We start from the raw sequence: 26,967 nt of genomic DNA, 5'->3' as shown, positions 1-26,967 counted from the left end.
CAGCCAATTCGTGTATGACGACAAGGAGTAAGTGAAGACAGGAATTGCCGGTGAACCGATGACTTCTCAGGACAAGAACAAGCCGCAAGTTGCAAACCCGACCGCTGATCTCGACGAGCAGGCGCTTTTCTATCACCGCTATCCCCGTCCCGGGAAACTGGAGATTCAGGCCACCAAGCCGCTTGGCAACCAGCGCGACCTGGCGCTTGCCTATTCGCCCGGCGTCGCAGCCCCCTGTCTCGCCATCAAGGACGATCCGGCAGCAGCCGATGACTACACGGCGCGCTCCAACCTCGTCGCCGTCATCTCCAACGGTACGGCCGTTCTCGGCCTCGGCAATATCGGACCGCTCGCCTCCAAGCCTGTCATGGAAGGCAAGGCCGTCCTCTTCAAGAAGTTCGCCGGCATCGACGTTTTCGACATCGAAATCGATGCACCCGGTGTCGACGACATGGTCTCGACCATTTCGGCTCTTGAGCCGACCTTTGGCGGCATCAACCTCGAAGACATCAAGGCACCGGAATGTTTCCAGGTCGAAGACCAGCTCCGCGCCAAGATGAACATCCCGGTCTTTCACGACGACCAGCACGGAACCGCGATCATCGTTGCGGCCGCTATCCTGAACGGTCTGGAACTGGCCGGCAAGACCATTGCGGACGTCAAGATCGTCGCCTCGGGTGCCGGTGCAGCCGCCCTTGCCTGCCTCAACCTGCTCGTCATCCTCGGCGCCAAGCGCGAGAATATCTGGGTGCACGACATCGAGGGTCTCGTCTATAAGGGCCGCAACGAGCTGATGGATCCCTGGAAGGAAGTCTACGCCCAGGAAACCGAAAAGCGCGCGCTTTCCGAAAGCATCGACGATGCCGACGTCTTCCTCGGCCTCTCGGCAGCCGGCGTCCTGAAGCCGGAGCTGCTGGCCCGCATGGCGCCGAAGCCCCTGATCATGGCCCTGGCCAACCCGAAGCCCGAGATCATGCCGGAAGAGGCGCGCGCCGCCCGTCCGGACGCGATGATCTGCACCGGCCGCTCGGATTTCCCGAACCAGGTCAACAACGTCCTGTGCTTCCCCTATATCTTCCGCGGCGCGCTCGACTGTGGCGCAACCACCATCAACGAAGAGATGAAGATGGCGGCGGTGCGTGCGATTGCAGCGCTCGCCCGCGAAGAAGTCTCGGAAGTCGCGGCCAAGGCCTATACCGGGGAAACGCCGACCTTTGGTCCGGATTATCTCATCCCCTCGCCGTTTGATCCGCGTCTCATCCTGCGCATCGCACCGGCTGTCGCCAAGGCCGCGGCAGACAGCGGCGTCGCTCGCCGCCCGATTGCCGATTTTGACACCTATCTCGACCAGTTGAACCGCTTCGTCTTCCGCTCCGGCTTCGTGATGAAGCCGATCTTCGCGGCAGCGAAGACTGCGTCCAAAAAGCGTGTGATCTTCTCCGAAGGTGAAGACGAGCGCGTGCTGCGTGCCGCCCAGGTGCTGCTCGAAGACGGCATCGGCGAACCGATCCTGATCGGCCGCCCGCAGATCATCGAGACTCGCCTGAAGCGCTATGGCCTGCGCATCCGCCCGGGCACCGATTTCCAACTGGTCAACCCGGAAGACGATCCGCGCTACCGCGACTATGTCGACGACTACTTCGCCCTCGTCGGCCGCGCCGGCATCAACCCGGAAGCGGCTCGCACGATCGTGCGCACCAACACCACCGTGATTGGTGCTCTGGCTGTGAAACGCGGTGACGCAGATGCGTTGATCTGCGGCGTAGAAGGCCGTTTCGACCGCCACGTGCGCGACGTTCGCCAGATCATCGGAAAGCGCGCCGGTGTACGCGACTATTCGGGCTTGAGCCTTCTGATCTCGCAGCGCGGTGCAATCTTCTTCACCGACACCTTCGTCACCGACGACCCGAGTGCGGAAGAGATCGCCGAAATGACGATGCTGGCGGCCCAGGAAATCCGTCGCTTCGGCATTGCACCCAAGGCAGCCCTCCTGTCGCATTCGAACTTCGGTTCGCGGCCGTCCGCCAGCGCCTCGAAGATGCGCCGGGCGCTGGAAATCATCCGCGCTGGCGCCCCTGATCTGGAGGTCGACGGCGAAATGCAGGGCGGTTCGGCGCTGTCGGAAGTTCTGCGCAAGCGCGCCATGCCGGACAGCACGCTGACCGGCGAAGCAAACCTGCTCGTCTTCCCGAACCTCGATGCCGCGAATATCTCGCTCGGCATCGTCCGCATGATGATGGACGCGCTGCATGTAGGCCCGATCCTCCTCGGTGCCGCCCTGCCCGCCCACGTGCTGTCCACCTCGGTCACCTCGCGCGGCGTCGTCAACATGGCGGCGCTTGCCGTCGTCGAGGCTTCGCAGCCGGCGGTCTGAAAAAGCTTTTGCGAGCGGCGATCAGGTTTGCCGCTCGCTTTCACGAAATTTGCCATCTGGACAAGCCAAAGCTGTAGCCCCGACACTGCGCCCCTTGAAATCTCGGGTATTGTTGATGGGGCTCTCAGGCACGTATTTCGATCTCTTGGAGTTGCTGGAGCGCCAGGAGACGCTTGATCCCGGAGACTTCCTGTCAAGGCTTCAGAGCGCTTACCGGACGGGCCGCATCACCTATCTCGGTGGATTGATCGCTAGCGCACGCCTGCGCCCCCACAACATTCACGACAGCCATCGACGAAATTCCCTTCACCTCGCCCGCTCACTCAACCGCAAAGCGGCTTTTGAACAGATCGCCAGCCTCTTGCCAGGGCTTCAACCTGTCGAGCTCAAGGCATGGCAGCGCAGCGCAAATCGCGACCACCGGATCGTCGGCTACCCCCTGCCGGGACGGCAAAGCTGTCTGCTGGTCGAGTTGAACGCCACTGCGGAGGGCCTGGCGGCCTGGCGCCGCGCCCATGACCGCGACATGCTGAGCCTCGGCACCTTGTTGAACGCGCGCCTCGCCAGAGCATCGACCGATGCACAGCTGGAAGCGGCCCGCGCCCGTCCTCTCACCCGCCGAGAACGCGAAACACTGGCATGGATCGCAGCCGGCAAGAGCTATTGGGAAACAGCCGTCATCCTCGGCATCTCCGAACGAACCATCCGGCATTTCATGGCCAATGCGCGGCAGAAGCTCGACGTCGTCAACAATGCCCAGGCCGTCGCGGAAGCAGTCTGGCGCGGCCTGATCCCGCGGCTCGTCGAGCCAGAATCCCCATGACAAGGAGAAATCCCTTCACGATATCATAGATTGCATTTCCGAAAGCTGGCGCCACCGCCAGTTTTAGAATTTTCCTTGGAAACGCATGCTGCCTGTTCCGTTCTGCAAGAAGGAGCAAAGCATGATCAGGATCATCAACGGCACCCGTCGCAATCAGTTTCCCGCCGATATCGACGCCATGCACAGGTTGAGAAAGCGGGTCTTCCATGACCTGTTGGGTTGGGACGTCCAGGTGCGCGACGCCTGGGAAATCGACGACTATGATCGCGCCAATCCTCTCTATGTCCTCTCCTATGGCGACGAGGGAAAACTGCGCGGGTCATTGCGCCTGCTGCCGACGCTCGGCCCCAACATGCTCGACGACACCTTTCCCGTCCTCCTCGGTGATGGACCGCAGATCCGCAGCGCAGCAGTCTGGGAATCGAGCCGCTTCTGCATCGATCCGGAGATTTCTCAAGACCGGGCAAGCAACCAGGTGACGATCGCGGCGGCCGAATTGATGTGCGGGGTGGGCGAGCTGGGCCTTGCATCCGGTCTCAGCCATATCGTTACCGTCACCGATGTTTTCCTGGAACGCATGTTCAAACGTATGGGCTGCCCGGGCATTCGGATCGGTGAACCTCAGCGGATTGGTGTGGTCCAGGCGGTCGCAGTCTCCTGGGAGGTGTCGCAGGATCTGCTCGATCGAATGAAGGCGGTGGCAGCAATCGACGGCAGCGTGCTCGAAGCGCCGATGACCCTGACGGCAGCGCAGGCCGCCTGACGCGAGACGTGGCGGATGGCCGCTCGCGCCTCCGCCACGTCATCCGTCATTTTCATTTGGCCGGCACTCGGCTATCCTGATGTCACTAGGGTCGTCCTCCGCCCTGCAAACGACAACTGGGATCCGGATGTGCCGAGCAGGATAGTCAGTTCCATTGCTTTGCTGATCGCCCTCGGCAGCGCGCTGCCGAACGAGGCTGAGGCCTCGGCGCTCTGCGAGCGGCTGCGCGATAGGCTGGTTCTGGTCGAACAGGGCGGACAGTCGCCTGAAATTAACAGCTATGCCAGCGCCATAGCCCAGCAGAACCTCGAACTTCGCAAGGCCCGCCAGGATCAGCGGCGGCTGCGCTGCCTGACCTCGTCCATCGTCCAGATCCGTCCCGATGGCGGCAATGACTGCAGCGATCTGGCATCGGCAATCTCCCGCATGGAGGCCAATCGCGACATCCTGGCAGCAAGGCTTTCGGATCTGCGCGAAAGCCGCGTAGAAGATGCGCGCGCCGCCCTCGTCACAGCACTTGAGGCGAATGGTTGTGGGCCGGATCAAGCGGCTTATCCGGAAGAAGCAGAGCGTATCCCTTACCTCGACACGCTGGCGGAACCCTACCGTCCGGACCGGGCAGCCGAAGCCGCCTACTCAGCGCCGCCCCCGCCGATGAGCATGATGCCCAGCGGCAATGTCCGCACGCTGTGTGTGCGCACCTGCGATGGCGGTTTCTTCCCGATCTCGTCACAGACCTCGGCAATGAACTTCGGCCGCGATGCGGCGCAATGCCAGCAGATGTGTCCGGGCACGGAAACGGAGCTGTTTTTCCACGCGCCGGAGCGCAGCGAGACCGTGGACATGATCTCGGCAGTCAGCGGCCGCCCCTATCGCGATCTGCCCAATGCCTTCCTCTACCGCAACCGACGCAGCGACGCGGAACCCGCCTGCGCCTGCAACCTGCAGCAATACTACCAGCGCATGACGCCGCGTCCGGCCGTACCGGACTACCAGTCGTCCTTCATCGAAGTTGCACCGGGAAAACGGGAGGCTGCGTCAGCGACGGTGCCTGCCACGGAGCGCGTGCTGGATGAGGCCAGCCTCAACGTACGCCGCGTCGGCCCGGCCTTCCTCCCCTCCGACAAGGGCACGATCGACCTCAGGAACCCGGCGACGTCAGGTCCACAGCCGCTGCAGGAGTGATCGGCCGCTCCGCGATCTGCCCCCAGCTTTCCTCGAAGATCAAATCGTCGAGCGGCAATCGCTTGCGCCATCCCTTCACCTCGAGCTCCGGCGTCGCATAGAGTTCGTCGACATAGCCAAGGCAAAGATAACCGATGATCTGGATCCGCTCCGGGATCCCAAGGAGCGCCTTCACCTCGGCCTCGTGGAAGATGCTGACCCATCCAAGCCCGACCCCTTCCGCACGTGCTGCGAGCCAGAGATTCTGGATGGCGCAGACAGTCGAGAAGGCGTCCATCCTGACATCATGGGTGCGTCCGAGCACGACGGGTCCCGCACGATCGGGATCACAGGTGACGCAGATATTGAGCGGCGCCTTGCGGATGCCTTCCAGTTTCAGGGATCGATAGACGTCCCGCTGCTCAACCGGAAACATGGCCTCCGCCTCCTCGTTCGCCCGCAGAAACGCCTGCCAGATGGCCTCGCGCTTTCGAGCAGAGCGGATCAGCAGGAAACTCCAGGGCTGCATGAAGCCCACGGAGGGGGCGGCATGCGCCGCTTCGAGCAATCGCCGCACCAGATCATCCGGCAGCGGATCAGAGCGAAACTGGTCGCGGACGTCGCGTCGCGTGTGAATGGCTCGGTAGACGGCCTGTTTGTCCTGGTCGGCGAAGGGCGCCGTCCGGACGAGGAACTCGTTCGGTCTGTCGTGCATCGTAATCCCCACAATGCGCAACCACCCGCCGTCCACGCGGGAAAGGTCTATCTCGCCAGGCCGGTCTTCTGACTGGGCATCATCCAGGATGCGCGCCTTCCCGGATTGCTCCAGTGGCCGGGTTTCCCCTCGCGCATCATGTCCGCCTCACAGCGTTGGGCACGTGCCGGATTTTCGCCGGCTTCCCGATTCTCTCACCTAACGGCAAGCACCTGACGTCGGATCAATACCGCAAGAACCAGCCGCAGGACAGAGTGGAATGCGACAGGCTCAAGCCTCGACCGGGAAGTAGCGGACAAAGGCGAAAGCCGATCCGTCCGGCGCCCAGTTCGGCACATTGATCGAGCCCTGACCGCCGAAGAACTCGATGAGTGTTTCGACATTGCCGCCATCGGCGTCCATCAGCCGAAGTCGCACCTGCTTGTCGCGCGGATGACCTTCGACATCGGCATCGTAGGAGAGGAAGAGTATCTTCTTCCCATCCGGAGAGGGATGCGGGAACCAGTCACCATAACCGTCTGAGGTCAGCTGCTGCAGGTCGCTGCCATCGCTGCGCATGCGCCAGATCTGCATGGTGCCGGTACGGCTGGAGTTGAAATAGATCCACTGTCCATCAGGCGTGTAATCAGGGCCATCATTGTGCCCTTCGCCGTTCGTCAGCCGCCGCTCGGCCCCGCCCTTGGTCGAGATGGTATAGATATCGAAGGCGCCGTTGCGCTCGCCGCAATAGGCAAGCTCCTTACCGTCCGGCGACCAGCCGTGCCAGTAGGACGGCATTTTGTCGGTGACTTGGCGCGGCTCGTCGTCACCATCACCCAGCAGATAGATGCAGGACTTGCCGAAAAGCGTATGATCGGAAAACGCGATCGAGGCGCCATCGGGCGAGATCCCATGATCGTTGTTGAGCCGCACGGCAAAACCCGTGTCGATCAGCTCCGGTTCGGGATCGTCTTCGTCGAGCGGCAACGCATAAAGAAGACCATCGCCGTTGATGACCAGAAACTCGCCATCGCGCGACCAGTTGGGCGCCTCGACGAGGTCATCCGTCTGCCAGACGACCTCGCATTCACGGGTCGTCATATCGTAGATCTCGACCGAACTGCGCATCATGGTCTCCTTGGAAAAGTCAGTCTGCGGTCGAGCGATTTTCCATCGCCTGGCGCAGTTTGGCGAAGATCGCCCGGCCCGTCTGCTCAACATGAGCACTGCGCCATTCGGTGTAGAAACCCCAGATCAGGCTGACGTTCAGCGTGAGGAACCCGATGCCGAGCATCTTGTAGCTCCCGTCCCACAGGCCGTAGCAGCCAATCGCGATCGAGGGCAGGAAATAGGCGGCGCCCGAGAGCGTCCGGTACAGCCCGCTATCCTGATTGTCATGCGCTCCGACAGCAAAGATATAGCTGCGCTCCTCCGCCGTGAAATCAGGCAAAGCAGCCAAGGCATCGATATCCTCTATCGACACGCTCAGCGATCCCGGAACCGGTTCGTGATCGGATAGCGGCGATCACGTCCGAAGTTCTTCTTTGTGATCTTCACGCCCGGCGCCGACTGGCGACGCTTGTATTCGGCGAGATAGAGCAGATGCTCGACCCGGTGAACGGTCGCAATGTCATGGCCGCGCGCGACGATCTCATCGACACCCATCTCTTTTTCGACGAGGCATTCGAGAATGTCGTCAAGCACCGGATAGGGCGGCAGGGAGTCCTGGTCGGTCTGGTTCGGGCGCAGTTCCGCAGACGGCGCCTTCGACAGGATATTGGCAGGGATCACCTCGCCGGACGGACCAAGCGCACCGGGCGGCACGTTTTCGTTGCGCCAGGCCGAGAGCGCATAGACCTGCATCTTGTAGAGGTCCTTGATCGGATTGAAGCCGCCATTCATGTCGCCGTAGAGCGTGGCATAACCCACCGACATCTCGGACTTGTTGCCGGTCGTCACCACCATCGAGCCGAACTTGTTGGAGATCGCCATCAGGATCGTACCGCGCGTCCGGCTCTGCAGGTTCTCTTCGGTAATGCCGCTCTCGGTCCCCTCGAACATGTCGGAAAGTGACGAGAGGAAACCTTCGACCGGTTCCTGGATCGGCACGATGTCATAGTGGCAGCCCAGCGCCTTGGCGCAGGCCTCGGCATCGGAGAAGCTCTCCTGCGAGGTATAGCGGTAAGGCAGCATGATCGTGCGCACCCGCTCCTCGCCGAGCGCATCCACGGCGATCGCCGCACAGATGGCGGAATCGATGCCACCCGAAAGCCCGAGCACGACGCTCTTGAAGCCGTTCTTGTTAACATAATCGCGAAAGCCGAGCACGCAGGCGCGGTAGTCGGCCTCTTCCTTTTCCGGAATGCGCGACATCGGCCCCTGATCGCAACGCCAGCCATCCGCGGTCCGCTTCCAGGTCGTGACAGACAGCGTCTCCTCGAACTGGCTCATCTGGAAGGCGAGCGACTTGTCACCGTTGAAGGCGAAGCTCGCGCCGTCGAAGACCAGTTCGTCCTGCCCGCCCAGCTGATTGGCGAAGATCAGCGGCAGGCCGGTCTCGATCACCTGGCGGAGCGCCACCTGATGACGGATATCCACCTTGCCACGATAATAGGGCGAGCCGTTCGGCACGAGCAGGATTTCGGCGCCCGTCTCGGCCAGCGTCTCGCAGACGCCGAGATCGTTCCAGATCTCTTCGCAGATCGGCACGCCGATGCGGACACCGCGGAAATTGACCGGTCCCGGCATCTCGCCTTCGGTAAACACCCGCTTCTCGTCGAATTCGCCATAGTTCGGAAGATCGATCTTGTCGCGGAAGGCGAGGATCTTGCCGCCATCGAGGATAGCGACGGAGTTGTGCCGTCCCTTCTCACCCTGACGCGGAAAGCCGACAATGACGCCCGGTCCGCCATCGGCGGTATCAGCAGCGAGCGCTTCCACAGCCTGCAGGCAGGCTTTGAGGAAAGACGGTTTCAGGACGAGATCTTCGGGCGGGTAGCCGGAAATGAAGAGCTCCGTCAGCAAGACGAGGTCAGCCCCCTGCCCGGCAGCGTCCGCACGAGCCGCACGGGCCTTGGCAAGATTGCCGACGACATCGCCGACAACAGGATTGAACTGTGCCACCGCAATGCGCAGGACGTCGGAGATCTTCTTTGTTTCGCTCATGACACCGATTTAGCGGCTCGTCGCACGGATCGCAACGTCGCTTCTTTCGAAGGCGGACTGCAGGCGAGCCCGACACTAACCAAACCGCGGAAAACACCGGGAACTTAAGCTCATATGTCGTGGTTCATGTAGCATTCATGACGCTTATGTGACACCTATGCGAACCTTTGATGACACCCTCCCATGATCTGGAGTTAGACGTGGTCCAAACGAGCCCGAAATCGCGAGTCGCAACAATTGTCAGCGCCTTTGGCGCGGTGCGCGAACGCGAATACGGCAGCTCCGCAATCGTCCAGCTCGCAATCCAGCTGATCAACACCGCACTGATCGCCGTCGCCATTGTCTTGCTGAGCGAGATCCTGGCGCGAGGCACCATGGTCGATGTGGTTGACTACATGACGGAGTTGAGCCGTCCGGGTCTGGTGGCGGTCGGCATCGTATTCCTGATACTCGCCTTTGCAGATGCCATCATTGGCAAGGCTTATCAGTCGACACTTCTCGTCGCCCCGCTGGCACTCCTGCCGGCCTTTTTCTCCGGCCAGAAACAGCTCTTCCTGTCGGATCCGCTCTTTCCCAGCGACCTTCTCTTTGGTCGCCAGATCCTGCAGCTCCTGCCGGCTATGGTCGCCGCAGAACCGATGAAGGCAGTCGCACTCGCAATTGGCGGCTTTGTTGCCGTTGCGGCCTTTGTCGCGCTGATCTGGAAGAGCCGGAAGGTCTTCCCACGCCTCAACCTGACATGCCGCGGAGTTCGGGCTGCTCTTGCCATTCCGCTGCTCGCCGGCTTCGCGTCGCTGATGGATCCGATGGCGTTTTCCGCTGTCCGGGATCGGCTGAACATCGTGCCGATGATGTGGGACCAGAAGGAAAACTATCGCCACAACGGCTTCCTGCTCGCCTTCGCCTTCAATGTACCGATGGCCAACGTCGCAGCACCCGACGGCTACAGCAAGGTCGCGATCACCGACATGCAGACCGATCTGCTGCCGGCTTCCTTCTTCTCCGGCCGTCAGGCCGATGTCATCGTCGTGATGAGCGAATCCCTCTGGGATCCGACCCGCATGAGCAGCATCCGCTATTCGGCGGATCCGATGCCGACCATCCGTCAGAGCCAATCCGGCCACGTCTTCTCGCCGGAATTCGGCGGTATGACTGCCAATGTCGAATTCGAGGCCTTGACCGGCTTTTCGAACGCTTTCCTGCCCTATGGCAGCATCCCCTATCAGCAGTATATCCGCCGCCCGGTCCCCTCGCTTGCGACCTTCTTTGAATCCAAGGGCTATGTGACGAAGGCCTTCCACCCCTTCCAGGGCTGGTTCTGGAACCGCAACAACGTCTACCAGTCGCTCGGCTTCCGCCAGTTCCATTCGGAAGAAACGATGCCGGCCATGGACAAGCGGGGCATCTTTGCGTCCGACGACGCGCTGACAAGCTACATCATCAAGGAGGCCGACAACACGGACGAGCCCTTCTTCTTCTTTGCCGTCACGCTGCAGGGCCACGGCCCTTACGAGCGCAACCGCTATGCAAAGAATACGATCGGCGTGGACGCACCCACCCTGTCCGAGCACAACGTGAGCGCACTGGAGACCTACACGCAGGGTGTGAAGGAAGCCGACCAGAGCCTCAAGGATCTGATGGACTGGGCCAAGAAGCGGCGCCGCGAAACGATCATTGTGCTGTTCGGCGACCATCTGCCGCCGCTGAACGAGGTCTATACAGAAAGCGGCTACATGGCGAATGTGGTGGCGACCCGCAAGGCGTCGGTCGAGACGATGAAGCGCGAGCATGAGACGCCGCTGGTCGTCTGGTCGTCGAAGCGTGGCGTCCAGAAGGATATCGGCTCCGTGAGCCCGTCGCAGCTGCCCTATTACATCGTGCGTATGGCAGGTTACCGCCATCCCTATTACACCGGCATGCTCGGTCGTGTGGCCGAACGTTACGCCGTCATCGACCGCCATCAGCTGATTGGCCGTAACAACAAGGCCCAGGCCGATTGGGCCCTTTCGGGCCGGATCGATCCGCTAATCCGCGACTATCGCCTGCTTCAGCATGACGTGATGTTCGGCGAAGGCTACGGTATGGATCGTTTCTTCCCGGAACAGTCGGGTAGACTTCAGCCCAGCAGCTAAGCGGGCCGTTACTTGCGATCACAATTATCCATAAAGAGAGTTTGACGGGGAACTGCTATTGCAGAGCCCCCCGATTTCGGCCATAGACTTTTTTTGTTCGACAAATCAGAGTTCTTGACAGTATTGCGAATGCTGTCGTGTCCGGATTGCGTGTGTAGCCGGACCCTTTGTTGGCACTCATAGTTTAGAGACGAGCCATTGCCATGCCGTTTTTGACGCGCGCCGAAATATTTGCACATCAGCTTTACCCGGCCATCGAAAAACAGATTGCCCAGCACCTGATTGCGATCCACATGCGCACACCGCGCATGTCGCGTCTCAAGGCATCGCATCGCAAGTGGCTGATGACGCAGTCGGTCTTTGCGCTGGCACTGCGGCGCACGCCTGATGATCCGCTGTCGGGTTTGACGGCCACTCGTTTCGTCGAAACGGTCATGCGCCTTGGCGCAGCCAGCCGCAACACGGCAACTGGCTACCTCGCCGAGCTGGTCGCCTACAAGTTCTTGCGGGATGTTCCCGAAGTGCCCGACAAGCGCGTGCGCGTCCTCGAACCGACGGAACTCAGCCTGAATGGCCTGAGAAGCTGGTTCAACGGGCACCTCGCCTGCCTAGACCGCCTCGATGGCGGAAACCGGGAAATGACATCGCATGCGGAAGAGCGGATTTTCCTGATCGCCCAGCCGATCGGCGCTGAGCTTATGGTGGGCGATCCGATTTGGCGCGATCCGCCGGATACGATCGGCCATTTCCTGTGGTCTGATCTCGGCGGCATCATACTGCACGATCTGATCTCTCGCCTGGACGACGTGAACCGCACGGCCGAGGCCCATTCCTGCGGCCCGGTCAGCCTCACGGATCTCAGCGAGACCTATCAGGTTTCGACCACCAATCTGAAGCGCATGTTCAAAAAGGCCGAGACCGAGAACCTGCTGCAGTGGGAACAGCCGCGACGCCGAGGTGATCTGATGCTCAGCAGCCGCTTCGTCGAGGATTATTTCGCCTGGCAATCCGCCAAATTCGCCGCCGTCGATCTCTCCTACCACAAAGCCCTGGCGGAACTCGGGATCGAGACAGCAGACGCCGACTCCGCCGCAGCCTGACGACGCTCAGTCGCGGCTCGCGGCATACTGCGGCAGTCCGTCATTGATCTCGTAGAAGTCGCCCTTGTCAGCGCAGAAGATGTGATAGCCGCCTTCGAACTCCGTCGGGTTCGGGAAAAGGCCGGCCAAGAGCGAAATCCTGCCCTCTCCATCACCCTTCCAGTAGAGCGCCGAGCCGCATTCGCGGCAGAAGGCTCGCTCCGCGTCGGCGCTTGCACGAAAGGTCCCTATGCTATCGCGCCCCGTGATCTCGACGTCTGTGATCAGGGCATCGGTCGTCGCGTAGTAGAGCCCGGTCTGTCTCCGGCACTGCGAGCAGTGACAATAGCTGACCGGACCAAGTTTTCCGCGAACCGCAATGGTCACTGCGCCGCACAGGCAGCGCCCCATCTTGTCTTGCATGATATCCACCTCCGAAACGAGAACCGGGCGAGCTTCGTGGAAGCCCGCCCGGTCGTCAAACTCGGAAAGCTGAACCTATGCTTCAGCCGTTCGCAACCATCATGCGCTTTTCATCGCGGCCGCTCTTCATCCGCTCGGCGAGCAGGAATGCCAGCTCCAGCGCCTGGTCGGCATTGAGGCGCGGGTCGCAATGGGTGTGGTAACGGTCGGCAAGATCATTGCCGGTGACCGCGCGCGCGCCGCCGGTGCATTCGGTCACGTCCTTGCCAGTCATCTCGATATGGATGCCGCCCGGATGCGAGCCTTCCGCACGGTGGATCTGGAAGAAGCTTTCGACTTCCGACAGGATCCGCTCGAACGGGCGGGTCTTGTAGTTGTTGAGCGTGATCGTGTTGCCATGCATCGGATCGCAGGACCACACGACCTTGCGGCCTTCGCGCTCGACAGCACGGATAAGACGCGGCAGGTGCTCGGCAACCTTGTCGTGACCGAAACGGCAGATCAGCGTCAGGCGACCGGCCTCGTTCTGCGGGTTCAGGATGTCGATCAGGTTCAAGAGATCGTCCGCCTGCAGCGATGGGCCGCATTTCAAACCGATCGGGTTCTTGATGCCGCGGCAGTATTCCAGATGCGCATGGTCGGCCTGGCGGGTACGGTCGCCGATCCAGATCATGTGGCCGGATGTGGCATACCAGTCGCCCGAGGTGGAATCGACGCGCGTCAGTGCTTCCTCGTAGCCGAGAAGCAGCGCTTCGTGGCTGGTGAAGAAATCGGTTTCGCGCAGGCTCGGATTGTTTTCCGAGGTGATGCCGACGGCCTTCATGAAGTCCATCGTTTCAGAGATGCGATCGGCGAGCTTGCGGTAACGCTCGGCCTGCGGGCTGTCCTTGATGAAGCCGAGCATCCACTGATGGACGTTTTCGAGGTTGGCATAGCCACCCATGGCGAAAGCGCGCAGCAGGTTGAGCGTCGCGGCCGACTGACGATAGGCCATCAGCTGCCGTTCCGGGCTCGGAATGCGTGCGTCCTCGGTGAACTCGATGCCGTTGATGATGTCACCACGGTAGCTCGGAAGCTCCACGTCGCCAATCTTTTCCATGTCGGACGAGCGCGGCTTGGCAAACTGGCCGGCGATACGACCGACCTTGACCACCGGCAGCTGCGCACCGAAGGTCAGGACTACGGCCATCTGCAGGAAGGCGCGGAAGAAGTCGCGGATATTGTCGGCGCCATGCTCGGCGAAGCTCTCGGCGCAGTCGCCGCCCTGCAGCAGGAATGCCTCGCCTTCGGCGACCTGGGCAAGCGACTTCTTCAGGCGACGGGCTTCACCCGCAAAGACCAGCGGCGGATAGGTCGAGAGCTGCTGCTCGGCAGCCTTCAATGCATCGAGGTCCGGATAAGCCGGAACCTGCTTGATGGGCTTCTGTCTCCAGCTGCTCGGGGTCCAATTCTGCGCCATGGTCTTCACCTGTCTGAAACTAACTGCGGCAACCTCCCGGCCGCATCGGATGGGGGCTTATAAACGGTTAATCTCCGCTTGCAAAGCCGTAGTTTAGGGACTTTCGAAGGGTGGGACACCGGGGGCGGACATCGTCCACATGAGGAAAAGTCGCCTCTTACGAACGAACCTAGCCCTGCGCTTGATATGACATGAACGTAAACGTAAGATCTGAGTTGACATCCGGAACGGGAGGTTCGGCATGACGCAACACGTGATGGAAAAATCCGAGATCCAGTTCGAAACCACGGATCATTTCCCCCTGCACGGCACATTGATGCGCGGCAGCGGCAATGGTCCGATGGCTCTCATCTCATCGGCCGCCGCCGTACCCCGCGGGTTTTACGCCCGCTTCGCCGAACACCTCGTAAGCCATCACGGTTTCAGAGCCGCACTGACCTACGACTATCGCGGGGTCGCCGGCTCACAGGCTCCGCGCCACTGGAAACGTCCTTTGCTGATGCGCGACTGGGCTCATTTCGACATGCCCGCCGCCCTGCATCGACTTGAACTGGAAGCACCTGATCACCCGCTCGTCGGCATCGGCCAGTCCTTCGGCGGACAGGTTCTTGCCCTTGGCGGGCGCTCGAAGCGCTTCTCCCGCTATCTGATGGTGGCGACAATGACGGGCTACTGGGGCAACACCAAGCCGCGCTTTCGTGTCTTCAGCCAGATGAACCTCGTCGGCGTTCCCCTGGCAACGCTGCTCGGCAGGGTCCCAGGCCAGATCGGCCTTGGCCAGACCCTGCCAGGCACCATCTTCCGGGAATGGGCGCGCTGGGGCAGACATCCCGAATACTTCTTCGCCGACCCGACGATGGATGCCGCCCGCCGCTTTGCGGAAGTCGAGACCCCGATCCTCGTGATCGGCCTGACGGACGACCCATGGGGCACACCGAAAGCGCAGCAGGCGCTGCTCAAATACTACAACCGTGCTCCGACGGAGATCCGCTGGATTTCGCCGGAGGAAGCTGGCGGCCGCGTCGGACACCTTGGTTTCTTCCGTTCAGCCTTCAAAGACACATTGTGGCAGCCGGCAATCGACTGGTTGAAACGTTGAGCAACTGCTGCACCGCACCATCGTTACCCACATGATTCACAGGGGCAATCCCGTCGCCGCATCAGCATTTCCTTGCAAAGCAAATCATTGATGCCAGCATGTAATGTCTGAAGGGACTGTGAGTTAAGCAGTCGTTCATGGATCCGGTCGGAGGCAAGCCTCACGCAAGCCTCGACCTCTACCTCGGCCACCCGGGGGCGTAGCGTGGTGTTCGGGAAGTTTCGGCTTCCTGCGTTGATCATGAGGATCGTGTGATGGCGTATGATTGGACTGGCATACAAACCCGAAAGAGCCGCAGACTGCGGATCATCCTGCTCTCTCTCCTGAGCCTCGCCGCCCTGTCGGCACCCGTTCTGGGCCTGGATCTCATCTCGAAACTTTGAGTGGCGAAGGCGGGCCTTTTCGAGGCCCGCAATGCCTGCTGAGCGTGAGAGCGGCGACGGATCAGACCCGTTCGCCGTTCCTGATCCGGTAGCTCGGCGTGTACATGGTTACAAGTTCTTCCGCTGCCGTCGGATGAACCGCCATGGTCCGGTCGAAGTCATCCTTGGTGCAGCCGGCCTTCAGCGTGATGCCGAGAAGCTGCGCCATCTCGCCGGCGTCGTGTCCAAGAATGTGCGCGCCGACAACCTTGCGATCGGCCGCATTGACGATCAGCTTCATGATCATCTTCTCGGCGCGCCCCGACAGCGTCGCCTTCATCGGGCGGAACTGCGCTCGATAGACCTCGATCTCCTCGAACTTCTTCGCCGCAGCTTCTTCGGAGAGGCCAACCGTTCCGATTTCCGGCTGCGAGAAGACGGCGGTGGCAATCAGTTCGTGGTCAGGCGACGTCGGATTGTTCTTGTACTCCGTCTCGATGAAACACATCGCTTCGTGAATGGCGACGGGGGTCAACTGGACACGATCCGTGACGTCGCCGAGCGCAAAGACGCTCGGCACATTGGTGCAGGAATATCTGTCGACCACGATCGCACCGCGCTCGTTGGTCTCCACACCCGCAGCTTCGAGCCCAAGGCCCGTCGTGTTCGGATCGCGGCCGAGCGCCAGCATCACCTGCTCCACGACAAGCCGACCATTGTTGATCGTCTCGACTTCCAGATTGCCGGCGGCTGACTTCGACACCTTCTGGATGTGGTCATGGCAGATGATGCGAATACCCTTGGCTTCCATCGCCTCGTGCAAGCCGCGCCGCATGTCCAGGTCAAAGCGGCTGAGGATTTCCGCCCCGCGATAGATCAGCGTCGTCTCGACACCAAGCCCGTGAAAGATGTTCGCAAACTCCACCGCGATATAACCGCCGCCGGCGATCAGGATCGATCGCGGCAGCGCCTCCAGATGGAAAGCCTCGTTGGAGGAAATGCAGAATTCGTGGCCAGGAAGTGCGGCATGGGGATTGGCGGCACCACCAACGGCCACGACGATGCGCTCGGCGGTCACCTCCTTGCCGGACTTCACCAGACGAACGCTATGCGGCCCGGTCAATTCGGCGCGCGTCTCCAGGATTTCGACGCCGGCGTTATCCAGCCCCTTGCGATAGAGGCCTTCGAGGCGCGCTATCTCCTTGTCCTTGGCCGCAATCAGCGATGGCCAGTCGAAACGGCTTTCTCCGACGGTCCAGCCGTAGCCAGCGGCATCTTCGAAATGTTCGTGGAATTGCGACGCATAAACGAACAGCTTCTTCGGCACGCAGCCCCGGATCACGCAGGTGCCGCCAAACCGGTACTCTTCTGCGATCGCAACCTTTTTGCCGAGGGATGCCGCGACCCGCGCACTGCGCACCCCGCCGGAGCCGCCACCGATGACGAAGAGGTCATAGTCGAATTGGCTCATGGGGGATCTCCTGCCCGGTCGGGCTCTTGCTGCAACTGCGCCTGATATAGGAGACGGCAGCACAAAAAGAAAAGCCCGGGTTTTCGCCCGGGCTTAAAAATCAACGCTGGTCGACTTACGGCTGCGCCGCTTCAGCGGCAGGCTGTTCTGCCTGGACCTCGGCAAGCAGCGAATCATTCGCCTGCTGTTCCAGATCGCGTGCAATACCGGCAGTCCAGATATCCGCGGCCTTCAGCAATTCGCGGGTGGCGATCGGACCATCCTTGAGAAGCTTCTTGCCCGTTTCGCTGCCGTAGAAGGCGGAGATCTCGTTCAGTTCCGCAGCGGTGAAGGCATTCGCGTAAACGACAGCTGCTTCACGCTCCAGATCGGCACGGCGCGCGGCGAGCTTGAGGGCTTCCTCTTCGACCTTCGCCGAGATGACGTCCTGCAGATTCGGATAGGCCTGGATGAGCTGGGCGGTCAGCCGGTCGACGATGTTCGGCAGGATGGCATCGAAGCGATCGGTCACGCCGAGTGCGCTGATCGCCTCGCGTGCAGCCTGCAGATGCTCTGCCGGCACATCCTGGGCCTTGGCGGAGACCGCACCCAGCATGACGCTACCGGCAATCACGGCGATCGAGGCGAAGCGGCCCATACGCGTAAAGCTGATCATGAAATTCTATGCTCCTGTTAGTTCTTCGGCTCCAGCACTCGCGCACCTGCCGGTCCGGCGATGATTGCAAGCGATGCCAAGTTTATGAAAAGGCCGTGTTCCACCACGCCGGGGATTTGATTGAGCCGGCTTGCCAGTGCGTCTGCATCAGGAATGCGGCCAAAAGATGCGTCCAGAATGAGGTGACCGCCATCCGTCATGTACAGGCTTTCATCCGACCGGGTCCTGAGCTTCATCGGTCCGGACAGGCCTAATTCGGATGCCAGACGTTCGATGGCCAAGACGGTCGATGCCTGGCCGAACGGGTTGATCTCGATCGGCAGCGGGAATGCCCCAAGCGTCTCGACAAGCTTTGTTTCGTCGGCAATCACGATCATCCGTGTCGAGGCCGCAGCGACGATCTTTTCACGCAGCAGCGCACCGCCACCACCCTTGATCAGACGGAACTGCGGATCGATTTCATCAGCGCCATCGATGGTCAGATCGAGCTCGGGCAATTCATCGAGCGACTTCAGCGGAACGCCGAGTTCGAGGCAGAGACGCGCCGTACGCTCGGACGTCGGCACACCCTGAACCTTCAACCCACCGGCAACCTTCTCGGCCAGCAGCCGGACGAATTCTTCGGCCGTAGAACCGGTTCCGATCCCAAGACGCATGCCGTCTTCAACATGCTCCAGCGCCGCGGCTGCGGCCTTGATCTTCATTTCGCGGGCGTCCATGCGCCGAAAGCTCCCGTCCGTTTCGTTGGAAGCTGTTTACACGCCTCCTCGATCGAGTGAAAGCCCTGCATCGCCATGCGACATTGCCTTTTCAGAGGATTTCCCATAACCCGCCAGCACATTGGAATTGTCTCGGGAGAGCCGGCTTGACCACCACGACCATCGTTTTCGACCTCGACGGTACCCTGATCGACACCGCACCCGATCTCGTCGAAAGCCTGAACCACACGATCGCGGCCCGCGATCTCGCACCCGTGAGCTACGAGGACCTGACGCATCTGGTCGGCCAGGGCGCGCGCGTGATGATCCAGCGCGCTTTTTCCCTGCGCGGCGCACCGATTGCAGAAGATGAGATCCCTGCCCTGCTCGACCGCTTCATCACCCACTATGAAGTCGGCATGCCGGGCAAGAGCCGCCCCTATCCCGGGCTGATCGAGGCACTCGAGCGAATGAAGGCTGCTGGCTATATTCTCGCTGTCTGCACCAACAAGATGGAGCGACTGGCGCTCCCGCTCCTCGAGCGTCTGGAACTAACAGCCTATTTCGCCACGATCACCGGCGGCGACACCTTCGCCTTTCGCAAGCCGGATCCGGCACATATTCTTGCGACGGTCGAGCGTGCTGGCGGTCAGGCAGGCAAGGTCCTCATGATCGGTGACAGCATCAACGACATCATGGCCGCCCGCAATGGCAACATCCCCTCGATTGCGGTGCCCTTCGGCTATTCGGACGTACCGGTGAAAGAGCTCGGCGCCTCGCGCATCATCAGCCATTTCGACGAACTGACGGTCGAACTCGTCGAACAGCTGGTTGGCTGACACAGCCAAAAAGCAAAATGGCGGACCGAGGGTCCGCCATCCGTCATGCCTCAAATCCGATCGCAAACTCAGACGCGCGGCGCACGCGCGTCGGTCGTCGCCTTGAACGCCTTGGCCGTAAAGTCGTCGCGGCTATAGACGTCATCGAAGTACTCGATCACGCCATCCTTGTTCGGCCAGGCCGTGAAGTAGGAGACGTAGACCGGGATCTTCTCCGGCACCTGCACGGCACGGTTCTGTCCCGATGCGATCTGCTTGCCAATCTCCTCGACGGTCGTGCCCATGACGGCTGCCGCCATCACTCGCGGCTCGGAGAGACGCACGCAACCATGGCTCAGCGCGCGCATGTCCCTGTTGAAGTAGCTCTTCGATGGGGTGTCGTGCATGTAGATGGCGTGTTCGTTAGGGAACAGGATCTTGAGTTCGCCCAGCGCATTGTCACCACCAGGCGGCTGGCGCACATCGACCGCATGGGTGGCGTTCCAGTCGACCTGGCTTGAGGCCACTTTACGGCCACCATAGGAAACCTCATAGCCGAGACGATCGAGATAGGACGGATCGGCCCGGAGCTTCGGCAGCATCTCGTTGACAATGATCGACTTCGGCACGCCCCAATAGGGATTGAACTCGACGGTCTGGATCTGATCCTGGAAGAAATAGGTCTGGTTCGCCTTCGAACCGACAACCACCCGCATCGACAGCTGCTCCTTGCCCTCGTTGACATAGGTCGCCTCGAAGGCCGGTGCGTTGATGAAGACGTGACGCGAACCGAGATCGGCCGGCAGCCAACGGATCGCCTCCATGGCGACCTGCAGCTTGGCGATCTTCTCGGCATTGGTGTGACCGGTCATTGCCCGGATCGTCGCAGGACCAACGACACCATCCGGCTTCAAGCCCTTCTCTTCCTGGAATTGCTCGACCAGGGCAACGAGTTCGGGGGTGTATTCCGGCGTCCCGGTATAGGCTGTCAGCGTCGCAGCATGCTGCGTGAGAACCGCGTCCGACGCGACTTGCTTCAGGGCGCCGATGACCTGCGCCGTTTCGGGCTTGCTCTGGCCGGGCTTCAGAAGCGTGCCGGGCGCAATGGTGACGGTTTGCGTATCGGCCTTAGCATCCTCAGCCTTCAGTCGCGCGAGTTCATCGCGCAGTGCCACGAATTGCGGGCTCTTCGGATCGCGGTTGCGCAGATAGGCCGCGACGTCAGGGCTCATGCGCAGCATGTCGAGCACGGGCGCAACGTTCACGCCCTTGCGCTTGAAATCGTAGTAGCCGGATATCTTGTTCGGATCGATCCGGCCGCGCGTGGTGTCCTGGACGTAGGTGAGAACCTTGGCGGACAGAGCAACCTCGAAGGCCATCAGTTCGCGCTGGCGTTTTTCGGGATCCGTCGGGTCGGCGGTCTCGGCCGGCATCGCCACAAGGTAATCGTCCGGCGACAGACCGACCGTGTCGGCGCTTGCGAGCGCCGACATCATGGCGCGACCGCGCTCGGAAATACCGTCTTCACTGGTCCAGATCAGCGGCTTGTTGGGGTTGCCGTAGTACGCCTCAACGGTCTTGGCGACTTCATCCGTAGCGCGGACGGAGACATCGGACAGAAAACGGCGGGCGCCAAGCACTTCTGCGGAAGGTGCTTCAGTCGATCCGGCTGCGGCTTCCGTCACCGGCAGCTTGATTTTGATCGCGCGCTGCGCCTCGGGCTTGTAGGTATAGTAACGCGGGCCGGCGATTTTCGGCAGCGGCTCGGGATCGCCCATTTCGAGGCCGCCCTGGGCCTGGCTCTCCAGCGAGGCGGGAGCTGCCTGCTCCTTTGCCTGGCGTCCGGGCCCACCCCGGAGAAGATCGAGAAGCGTGGTGGCGGCAGCATCGCCCGGAAGAGTTCCGACCGCAGTCGTCGCAGCAAGAAGTGCGGTGACTGCGAATTTCCTGTTTCTCGTCATTCTCTGTTCCATCTCCCGGTCCGAGTCGCAAAAGGACTCGCGGCGCGTTTGGCCATGCGCGGATCACTAGCGGATCGGCATTTCATTGAAAAGTTGGACAATGTCATGCGGGTTCACCCGTCGGCCTCAACTTTGCGTGACCCGACCGGCGATTTCCGCCATCGCCTCAGCGCAAACTAAATGGAAATATTCGTTAAATTTTGATTGACGTTAACAAATCCTGCACAGAGACGACGGACGAACCCTTTCAAGCCGCGGACAAATAGTCGTGAGACGTGCCGGAAAGGACACAGCCGCCCGACATCAGGCATGCGTGAGCGGCACCACAGATTACTTGACATGATTTGTCTACTTATGTTCATCGGCTTGCATCACATGCGTCGCTCCCTAAATGCAAAGCACCGCTCCGTTACCAGCCAGACCCACCATCTCACAGGCAGGAAAACCCATGGCCCATCGCACAGAAACCGACACTTTCGGCCCGATCGAGGTCGCCTCCGACCGCTATTGGGGCGCACAGGCTGAGCGGTCGCTCGGCAATTTCAAGATCGGCTGGGAGAAGCAGCCGCTGCCGATCGTGCGAGCGCTGGGGATCGTCAAGCAGGCGGCCGCACGCGCCAATATGGCGCTCGGCAAGCTCGATCCGGCTCTCGGCGATGCGATTGTCACGGCGGCCCAGGAGGTGATCGACGGGAAGCTCAACGATCACTTTCCCCTGGTGGTCTGGCAGACGGGCTCCGGCACGCAATCGAACATGAATGCCAATGAGGTGATCTCGAACCGCGCCATCGAGATGCTGGGTGGCGAGATGGGCTCGAAAAAGCCTGTTCACCCCAACGATCATGTCAACATGAGCCAATCGTCGAACGACACCTATCCGACGGCCATGCATATCGCGGCGGCAGAACATGTCGTCCATCATCTGCTGCCGGCGCTCAAGCACCTTCACGCCGCGCTGGATGCCAAGGCGAAAGCCTTTGCGCACATCATCAAGATCGGCCGTACGCACACGCAGGATGCGACGCCTCTGACACTTGGTCAGGAATTTGGCGGTTATGCCGCTCAGGTCGCCTCATCGATCAAGCGCATCGAAATCACCCTGCCCGGCCTCTACGAACTCGCCCAGGGCGGCACGGCCGTTGGCACGGGCCTGAACGCCCCGATCGGCTTTGCCGAGAAGGTGGCGGACGAAATCTCCAAGATCACCGGCCTGCCCTTCATCACCGCGCCGAACAAGTTCGAAGCGCTGGCCGCCCATGACGCCATGGTCTTTGCCCATGGCGCGATCAATGCAGCCGCCGCAGCTCTCTTCAAGATAGCCAACGACATCCGCTTCCTCGGCTCGGGTCCCCGCGCCGGTCTCGGCGAACTGGCGCTGCCGGAAAACGAGCCCGGCTCGTCGATCATGCCGGGCAAGGTCAATCCGACCCAGTCGGAGGCCCTCACCCAGGTCTGCGCCCACATCTTCGGCAACCAGACGGCCATCACCTTCGCCGGCAGCCAGGGCCATTTCGAGCTCAACGTCTACAATCCGATGATGGCCTACAACTTCCTGCAGTCGGTCCAGCTGCTCGGTGACGCCGCCGTCTCCTTCACCGACAATTGCGTCGTAGGCATCGAGGCCCGCGAAGACAACATCCGCAAGGGCGTCGAGAATTCGCTGATGCTGGTGACGGCGCTCAACGGCAAGCTCGGTTACGACCTCTGCGCCAAGATCGCCAAGACCGCCCACAAGAACGGCACCACTCTGCGCGAGGAAGCCGTCGGCGGCGGCTATCTCACCAACGAGGAATTCGACCAATATGTGCGGCCGGAGCTGATGATCGGACCGCAGTGACACCTGTCATCAGGTCCGCAAGACGCGAGGGGTACGAGCCCCTCGCCTCAGGGCTTCAATGTCTCCAGTCCGGTGCGAAGCGTATCCTTGGCTCTGAAAAGCGCCATGTCCGCTCTGTGCAGGAGGTCGGCCATTGCTTCATCACCCCGGCGTGGAGCAAGGCCAAAGGTCAGCTTGAGGCTGCCCGGAGAAAGCAGGCCGACTTCAAGTTGCTCGACGCTTCTCCGAATGGCCTCGCAGCAGGCATGGACCACGGCGGGCGCGTCATCGGCAAAAAGCAGCATGAAGGTCGTTCCCGACATGCGTGCAGCAATCTGTCGAGGCGCAAAATGATGGCGCACCAGATCGCCGACGGCCACGAGCGAAAGATCGGCCACCTCGCGTCCATGCCTGGCACTCACCGCCTCGATCGTCTCCAGTTCGAAGACGACGACGATGATGTCGATGCCACCGTCGACTTGACCGGGAAGGTGCGGCAGTGGCACCGCGTAAGCGGCGCTGGCGTTCAAGAGACCGGTCAGCGGATCAAGTGCCGGCTGTCCGTTCACCCGTTCCGCAAGTGCCGAAATCTCCCCGACCATGCCGCAGACAGCCCGCGTGACCACCGAAATCTCGTCTTCGCCGTGTTTGCTCAGCTTTTCCTCGGTGAAGGTGCCGCCGGCGCGGTATTGGCTGATTGCGCTCGCGAGGTTTCGCAGCGGTAGCGTCAGCCACCACATCGTTGCGAGGCAGGCAATCGTACCGATCAGCGTTGCCACCAGAACGACAAGGCCGACGGACAGCGCGTTCGAACTGGCGCCAGTGCCGAAGTTGAGCAGCAAGGCGATCAACGGGATATGGATGCAGACGAAGCAGACCAGAAAAATCTTGACGACGATCGATCGTCGCCAGCTCGTTCCCTGCGTTACATTCAAGCCCATGATGCACCTCCGAATCCAACGCACGCAACGCGTGTCCGGGCCGGGGTTTTTCAGATACGCGGCCGCCCTGTCAACGCTTGAGCCTTCGGCTTTCGGCGCATTGAAATCTTAAGGGCTAACGCTTAAACCACCGCAAACTCCAAGCTGATGCCACGAAAGGCCCCGTGATGGCAGACGATCTGTTCCCAATTGGCGAAGACACGACCCCCTACCGCAAGATCACGTCCGACTACGTCTCTGTCGAAACCTTCAAGGGTCAGGATATCCTGACGGTCGAGCCCGAGGGCTTGCGCCTGCTCGCCGAAACCGCACTCTCGGATATCAACCACCTCCTACGCCCCGGCCACCTGAAGCAGCTCGCCTCCATCCTCGAAGATCCTGAGGCGACTGACAACGACCGCTTCGTCGCCTTTGACCTCCTGAAGAATGCCAATATCGCCGCTGGCGGTATCCTGCCCATGTGCCAGGACACAGGGACCGCGATCGTCATGGGCAAGAAGGGCCGCCGCGTCTGGACCGATGGCCAGGACTATGCCGCACTGGCCGAAGGCGTGCGCGACGCCTATGAGCGCCGCAACCTGCGTTATTCGCAGCTCGCACCGATCAAGATGTTCGAGGAAAAGAACACCAAGACCAACCTGCCGGCCCAGATCGACCTCTATCAAGAGGGTGAGGATGCCTACAAGTTCCTGTTCATGGCGAAGGGCGGCGGTTCGGCCAACAAGACCTTCCTGTATCAGGGAACGCCGTCGCTTCTGACCCATGACCGGATGATCGACTTCCTCAAGGAGAAGATCCTGACGCTGGGTACGGCAGCCTGTCCCCCCTACCATCTGGCGATCGTCATCGGCGGCCTCTCCGCCGAGATGACGCTAAAGACCGTCAAACTCGCCTCGGCGCGCTATCTCGACGACCTGCCGACCGAAGGCTCGGAGAGCGGCCACGCCTTCCGCGATCTGGAGATGGAAAAGGAAATCCACAAGCTCACCCAGTCTCTGGGCGTGGGCGCTCAGTTCGGCGGCAAGTATTTCTGTCATGACGTGCGGGTCATACGCCTGCCCCGCCACGGCGCGTCGCTGCCGATCGGCCTCGGTGTCAGCTGTTCCGCCGACCGTCAGGCCAAGGGCAAGATCACCCGCGACGGTATCTACATCGAGCAGCTTGAGACCGATCCGTCGAAATACATGCCAGATATCGACGACACCGCGCTCTCCTCCTCCGTCGTCAAGATCGACCTCAACCAGCCGATGAGCGGCATTCTGGCCGAGCTCACCAAACATCCGGTCAAGACCCGCCTGTCGCTGACCGGCACGATCATCGTCGCCCGTGACCTCGCCCATTCGAAGATCCGCGACCGCCTGGAAAAGGGCGAAGGCATGCCGGATTACATGAAGAACCATCCGGTCTACTACGCCGGTCCGGCCAAGACACCAACGGGTTATGCCTCAGGCTCCTTCGGACCGACCACCGCCGGCCGCATGGACAGTTATGTCGACCAGTTCCAGTCTTTCGGCGGCTCGATGGTAATGCTGGCCAAGGGCAACCGCTCGCGCGCCGTGCGCGAGGCCTGCAAGACCCATGGCGGCTTCTACCTGGGATCGATCGGCGGCCCGGCCGCCCGTCTCGCCCAGGACTGCATCAAGAAGGTCGAGGTTCTGGAGTATCCTGAACTCGGCATGGAGGCCGTCTGGAAGATCGAAGTCGAAGACTTTCCGGCCTTCATCGTCACCGACGACAAGGGCAACGATTTCTTCCAGGAATTCAATCTCGGCTGAAATTCGTCGAAAACAATGCTCGCACGTTGCGGAGGGAAACCTCCGCAACGGTAAATTACCGCTTGTTTTACAAGATGTTGTGAAAGTGGGCGCTAAGCGCTCATTTCGCGCCCGTCACTTCTCATGGCGAGAAGATTAAACATTTTCAAATCATTTGCCGCTAATTAAATCTTTGGACCCTTGAATGTCTCGAGTGACCACAATTGGAGTTGGCCGAATGAGCACGGCAACACCGCCAAAGACGCAGGTACCTGACGTTGCGGCACAGATCACATACGCAATGCGCTCGATGGGGGTCGCCCCGATCCCGCGCAATTATGAACTGTTCTATGAAGCCTATATCGGCTCCAATCCGTCTCTCACCCGCGAGCTGGCAGCACTTGGTAGCCGTGCCACGCAGGACGAGCTCGACGCGCTCGGAGAGCAGTATTTCGGCAACCATCAGGGCCGCGCCATCGAGAACGCCCATTCGAAGCTGATCGGCGAGCTGGATGGACTGTTGCGCCTGCTGCAGCAGGAACAGACATCACTGCAAAGCTACAACCGGCTCCTCGGCGAAACCTATCACCGGATCAACTCGAAGAGCACGAACAGTACCGACATCCTGCGCAGCGCCATCAACATCCTGACGGAAGCCACAGGCTCGACCATGGCGCATGGCGAACAAACCGTCGTGCAGATGTCCGAACGGTCGAAGGAGATGGACGAAGTCCGTCGCGAACTCGACGAATACAAGCGAATTGCCAACACCGATTCCCTGACGCGCATTGCCAATCGTCGCGCCTTCGACGAAAAGCTCGCCGCCGTCTACACGAGCGATGCCAGACCGCTGGCGGCTCTCGTGCTCGCCGACATCGATAACTTCAAGAAGGTCAACGACGCGTACGGCCATCCGGTCGGCGACAAGATCCTCGCAACAGTTGCCACCGTGATCCGCAGCAATGTCCGCAAGGACTGCTTCGTCGCCCGCACAGGTGGCGAAGAGTTCGCGATCATCATCGAGGGCAACACCGCAGAGGAAATCTTCCAGACCTGCGAACGTGTCCGCATTGCGCTTGAAACGACGCCGTTCAAGAACTCCAAGACCGGCGTCAACTACGGCCCGATCACCATATCGCTCGGGTTCGCCATGGCCGCCGATGCTGAAGATGCCGGCGAACTTTACGCGAAGTCCGACATCGCCCTCTACTGCGCCAAGAATGCCGGCAGGAACCGGACGAAGCCCTATGAAGACGGGATGAAGAAGGACTTCACCAAGAGCTGGCTGATCTACAAACGGTGATCCCTACCGGTGA

22 protein-coding genes and 1 riboswitch are annotated in these 26,967 nt (G+C 60.9%); of the genes, 11 read left to right on the top strand and 11 right to left on the bottom strand.

The features are described from left to right. Nucleotides 1-58 precede the first annotated feature (58 nt). The 4 genes from SJY08_RS06310 to SJY08_RS06295 all read left to right on the top strand — a co-directional run bounded on the left by SJY08_RS06310 (nt 59) and on the right by SJY08_RS06295 (nt 5,145). On the top strand, nt 59-2,374 hold the full coding sequence (locus SJY08_RS06310; RefSeq protein WP_377275044.1) for an NADP-dependent malic enzyme: 2,316 nt from the start codon (nt 59-61) through the stop codon (nt 2,372-2,374). Nucleotides 2,375-2,489: 115 nt separating this feature from the next. After that, nucleotides 2,490-3,197 carry a LuxR C-terminal-related transcriptional regulator gene (locus SJY08_RS06305; RefSeq protein WP_377275043.1) on the top strand — a complete coding sequence of 236 codons (708 nt, stop codon included), beginning with the start codon at nt 2,490-2,492 and terminating at the stop codon, nt 3,195-3,197. A gap of 121 nt (nt 3,198-3,318) precedes the next feature. Then, entirely contained in the window at nt 3,319-3,960 is a 642-nt protein-coding gene (locus tag SJY08_RS06300) for an acyl-homoserine-lactone synthase (RefSeq protein WP_054151081.1), read from the top strand. A gap of 15 nt (nt 3,961-3,975) precedes the next feature. Next, the gene (locus SJY08_RS06295) at nt 3,976-5,145 is read left to right on the top strand and encodes a DUF2865 domain-containing protein (RefSeq protein WP_377275042.1); all 1,170 of its coding nucleotides are present in this window, start codon (nt 3,976-3,978) and stop codon (nt 5,143-5,145) included. Here the strand turns inward: SJY08_RS06295 and bluB are convergent. The 4 genes from bluB to SJY08_RS06275 form a co-directional block, all read right to left on the bottom strand. Next, on the bottom strand, nt 5,102-5,839 hold the full coding sequence (bluB, locus tag SJY08_RS06290) for a 5,6-dimethylbenzimidazole synthase (RefSeq protein WP_377275041.1): 738 nt from the start codon (nt 5,837-5,839) through the stop codon (nt 5,102-5,104). The two genes, SJY08_RS06295 and bluB, sit on opposite strands and share 44 nt — an antisense overlap. Before the next feature lie 40 nt (nt 5,840-5,879). Further along, nucleotides 5,880-6,070, bottom strand: a riboswitch (cobalamin riboswitch). Nucleotides 6,071-6,109: 39 nt separating this feature from the next. Next, on the bottom strand, nt 6,110-6,946 hold the full coding sequence (locus tag SJY08_RS06285; protein ID WP_377278495.1) for a hypothetical protein: 837 nt from the start codon (nt 6,944-6,946) through the stop codon (nt 6,110-6,112). Between the two features lie 19 nt (nt 6,947-6,965). Next, complete coding sequence (locus SJY08_RS06280) at nt 6,966-7,277, bottom strand: hypothetical protein (RefSeq protein ID WP_377275040.1); 312 nt, start codon at nt 7,275-7,277, stop codon at nt 6,966-6,968. A 26-nt stretch (nt 7,278-7,303) separates the two neighbouring features. After that, nucleotides 7,304-8,983, bottom strand: coding sequence for an NAD+ synthase (locus tag SJY08_RS06275; RefSeq protein WP_153762333.1), 1,680 nt, complete (start codon nt 8,981-8,983; stop codon nt 7,304-7,306). A gap of 170 nt (nt 8,984-9,153) precedes the next feature. Here SJY08_RS06275 and SJY08_RS06270 point away from each other — a divergent pair, with 170 nt between their 5' ends. Together SJY08_RS06270 and SJY08_RS06265 are read left to right on the top strand one after the other, a co-directional pair. Further along, the gene (locus SJY08_RS06270; RefSeq protein WP_377275039.1) at nt 9,154-11,115 is read left to right on the top strand and encodes an LTA synthase family protein; all 1,962 of its coding nucleotides are present in this window, start codon (nt 9,154-9,156) and stop codon (nt 11,113-11,115) included. Nucleotides 11,116-11,318: 203 nt separating this feature from the next. After that, complete coding sequence (locus tag SJY08_RS06265) at nt 11,319-12,215, top strand: hypothetical protein (RefSeq protein ID WP_377275038.1); 897 nt, start codon at nt 11,319-11,321, stop codon at nt 12,213-12,215. 6 nt (nt 12,216-12,221) lie between these two features. Here SJY08_RS06265 and SJY08_RS06260 read toward each other — a convergent pair whose 3' ends face one another. Together SJY08_RS06260 and SJY08_RS06255 are read right to left on the bottom strand one after the other, a co-directional pair. Next, nucleotides 12,222-12,617 carry a GFA family protein gene (locus SJY08_RS06260; protein ID WP_377275037.1) on the bottom strand — a complete coding sequence of 132 codons (396 nt, stop codon included), beginning with the start codon at nt 12,615-12,617 and terminating at the stop codon, nt 12,222-12,224. Nucleotides 12,618-12,699: 82 nt separating this feature from the next. Next, nucleotides 12,700-14,076 carry a class II 3-deoxy-7-phosphoheptulonate synthase gene (locus SJY08_RS06255; protein ID WP_054151026.1) on the bottom strand — a complete coding sequence of 459 codons (1,377 nt, stop codon included), beginning with the start codon at nt 14,074-14,076 and terminating at the stop codon, nt 12,700-12,702. A gap of 241 nt (nt 14,077-14,317) precedes the next feature. Here SJY08_RS06255 and SJY08_RS06250 point away from each other — a divergent pair, with 241 nt between their 5' ends. Then, nucleotides 14,318-15,175: an alpha/beta fold hydrolase gene (locus SJY08_RS06250; RefSeq protein ID WP_377275036.1), complete on the top strand. Its 858-nt coding sequence runs from the start codon at nt 14,318-14,320 to the stop codon at nt 15,173-15,175. 444 nt (nt 15,176-15,619) lie between these two features. Here SJY08_RS06250 and gor read toward each other — a convergent pair whose 3' ends face one another. The 3 genes from gor to rpiA all read right to left on the bottom strand — a co-directional run bounded on the left by gor (nt 15,620) and on the right by rpiA (nt 18,382). After that, nucleotides 15,620-17,008, bottom strand: a complete 1,389-nt coding sequence (gor, locus tag SJY08_RS06245; protein WP_377275035.1) for a glutathione-disulfide reductase — start codon at nt 17,006-17,008, stop codon at nt 15,620-15,622. A gap of 115 nt (nt 17,009-17,123) precedes the next feature. Continuing rightward, the gene (locus tag SJY08_RS06240) at nt 17,124-17,663 is read right to left on the bottom strand and encodes a DUF2059 domain-containing protein (protein ID WP_054151029.1); all 540 of its coding nucleotides are present in this window, start codon (nt 17,661-17,663) and stop codon (nt 17,124-17,126) included. A gap of 17 nt (nt 17,664-17,680) precedes the next feature. Further along, complete coding sequence (rpiA, locus tag SJY08_RS06235; protein WP_054151030.1) at nt 17,681-18,382, bottom strand: ribose-5-phosphate isomerase RpiA; 702 nt, start codon at nt 18,380-18,382, stop codon at nt 17,681-17,683. A gap of 146 nt (nt 18,383-18,528) precedes the next feature. Between rpiA and SJY08_RS06230 the strand changes: the two genes are divergently transcribed. Next, complete coding sequence (locus tag SJY08_RS06230; RefSeq protein ID WP_377275033.1) at nt 18,529-19,200, top strand: HAD family hydrolase; 672 nt, start codon at nt 18,529-18,531, stop codon at nt 19,198-19,200. Nucleotides 19,201-19,268: 68 nt separating this feature from the next. Here SJY08_RS06230 and SJY08_RS06225 read toward each other — a convergent pair whose 3' ends face one another. Further along, nucleotides 19,269-21,140, bottom strand: coding sequence for a murein L,D-transpeptidase (locus SJY08_RS06225; protein WP_377275031.1), 1,872 nt, complete (start codon nt 21,138-21,140; stop codon nt 19,269-19,271). A gap of 448 nt (nt 21,141-21,588) precedes the next feature. Here SJY08_RS06225 and fumC point away from each other — a divergent pair, with 448 nt between their 5' ends. Continuing rightward, nucleotides 21,589-22,977, top strand: coding sequence for a class II fumarate hydratase (gene fumC, locus SJY08_RS06220; protein WP_054151033.1), 1,389 nt, complete (start codon nt 21,589-21,591; stop codon nt 22,975-22,977). Between the two features lie 47 nt (nt 22,978-23,024). On the opposite strand, the gene SJY08_RS06215 is transcribed toward fumC, so the two are convergent. Then, complete coding sequence (locus SJY08_RS06215) at nt 23,025-23,897, bottom strand: GGDEF domain-containing protein (protein WP_377275030.1); 873 nt, start codon at nt 23,895-23,897, stop codon at nt 23,025-23,027. A gap of 167 nt (nt 23,898-24,064) precedes the next feature. Here SJY08_RS06215 and SJY08_RS06210 point away from each other — a divergent pair, with 167 nt between their 5' ends. Together SJY08_RS06210 and SJY08_RS06205 are read left to right on the top strand one after the other, a co-directional pair. Further along, nucleotides 24,065-25,672, top strand: a complete 1,608-nt coding sequence (locus SJY08_RS06210; protein WP_377275029.1) for a fumarate hydratase — start codon at nt 24,065-24,067, stop codon at nt 25,670-25,672. A 217-nt stretch (nt 25,673-25,889) separates the two neighbouring features. Then, nucleotides 25,890-26,954 (top strand): GGDEF domain-containing protein, encoded by a 1,065-nt coding sequence (locus SJY08_RS06205; RefSeq protein WP_054151036.1) that lies wholly within the window; start codon nt 25,890-25,892, stop codon nt 26,952-26,954. The last annotated feature ends 13 nt before the right edge of the window (nt 26,955-26,967 follow it).

This window comes from Rhizobium sp. R86522 (assembly GCF_042466255.1).
Classification (GTDB): Bacteria; Pseudomonadota; Alphaproteobacteria; order Rhizobiales; family Rhizobiaceae; genus Allorhizobium.
The sequence above is the reverse complement of the archived record's forward strand: the minus strand, read 5'-3'. Positions and strand labels throughout refer to the sequence as shown.

Coding starts and splice junctions, on each gene's coding strand:
- SJY08_RS06250 (WP_377275036.1), top strand. CDS start 14,318: ATGACGCAACACGTGATGGAAAAATCCGAGATCCAGTTCGAAACCACG.
- SJY08_RS06300 (WP_054151081.1), top strand. CDS start 3,319: ATGATCAGGATCATCAACGGCACCCGTCGCAATCAGTTTCCCGCCGAT.
- SJY08_RS06265 (WP_377275038.1), top strand. CDS start 11,319: ATGCCGTTTTTGACGCGCGCCGAAATATTTGCACATCAGCTTTACCCG.
- SJY08_RS06305 (WP_377275043.1), top strand. CDS start 2,490: ATGGGGCTCTCAGGCACGTATTTCGATCTCTTGGAGTTGCTGGAGCGC.
- bluB (WP_377275041.1), bottom strand. CDS start 5,839: ATGCACGACAGACCGAACGAGTTCCTCGTCCGGACGGCGCCCTTCGCC.
- SJY08_RS06210 (WP_377275029.1), top strand. CDS start 24,065: ATGGCAGACGATCTGTTCCCAATTGGCGAAGACACGACCCCCTACCGC.
- gor (WP_377275035.1), bottom strand. CDS start 17,008: ATGAGCCAATTCGACTATGACCTCTTCGTCATCGGTGGCGGCTCCGGC.
- SJY08_RS06255 (WP_054151026.1), bottom strand. CDS start 14,076: ATGGCGCAGAATTGGACCCCGAGCAGCTGGAGACAGAAGCCCATCAAG.
- SJY08_RS06205 (WP_054151036.1), top strand. CDS start 25,890: ATGAGCACGGCAACACCGCCAAAGACGCAGGTACCTGACGTTGCGGCA.
- rpiA (WP_054151030.1), bottom strand. CDS start 18,382: ATGGACGCCCGCGAAATGAAGATCAAGGCCGCAGCCGCGGCGCTGGAG.
- fumC (WP_054151033.1), top strand. CDS start 21,589: ATGGCCCATCGCACAGAAACCGACACTTTCGGCCCGATCGAGGTCGCC.
- SJY08_RS06225 (WP_377275031.1), bottom strand. CDS start 21,140: ATGACGAGAAACAGGAAATTCGCAGTCACCGCACTTCTTGCTGCGACG.
- SJY08_RS06275 (WP_153762333.1), bottom strand. CDS start 8,983: ATGAGCGAAACAAAGAAGATCTCCGACGTCCTGCGCATTGCGGTGGCA.
- SJY08_RS06215 (WP_377275030.1), bottom strand. CDS start 23,897: ATGGGCTTGAATGTAACGCAGGGAACGAGCTGGCGACGATCGATCGTC.
- SJY08_RS06295 (WP_377275042.1), top strand. CDS start 3,976: ATGGCCGCTCGCGCCTCCGCCACGTCATCCGTCATTTTCATTTGGCCG.
- SJY08_RS06260 (WP_377275037.1), bottom strand. CDS start 12,617: ATGCAAGACAAGATGGGGCGCTGCCTGTGCGGCGCAGTGACCATTGCG.
- SJY08_RS06310 (WP_377275044.1), top strand. CDS start 59: ATGACTTCTCAGGACAAGAACAAGCCGCAAGTTGCAAACCCGACCGCT.
- SJY08_RS06240 (WP_054151029.1), bottom strand. CDS start 17,663: ATGATCAGCTTTACGCGTATGGGCCGCTTCGCCTCGATCGCCGTGATT.
- SJY08_RS06285 (WP_377278495.1), bottom strand. CDS start 6,946: ATGCGCAGTTCGGTCGAGATCTACGATATGACGACCCGTGAATGCGAG.
- SJY08_RS06270 (WP_377275039.1), top strand. CDS start 9,154: ATGACACCCTCCCATGATCTGGAGTTAGACGTGGTCCAAACGAGCCCG.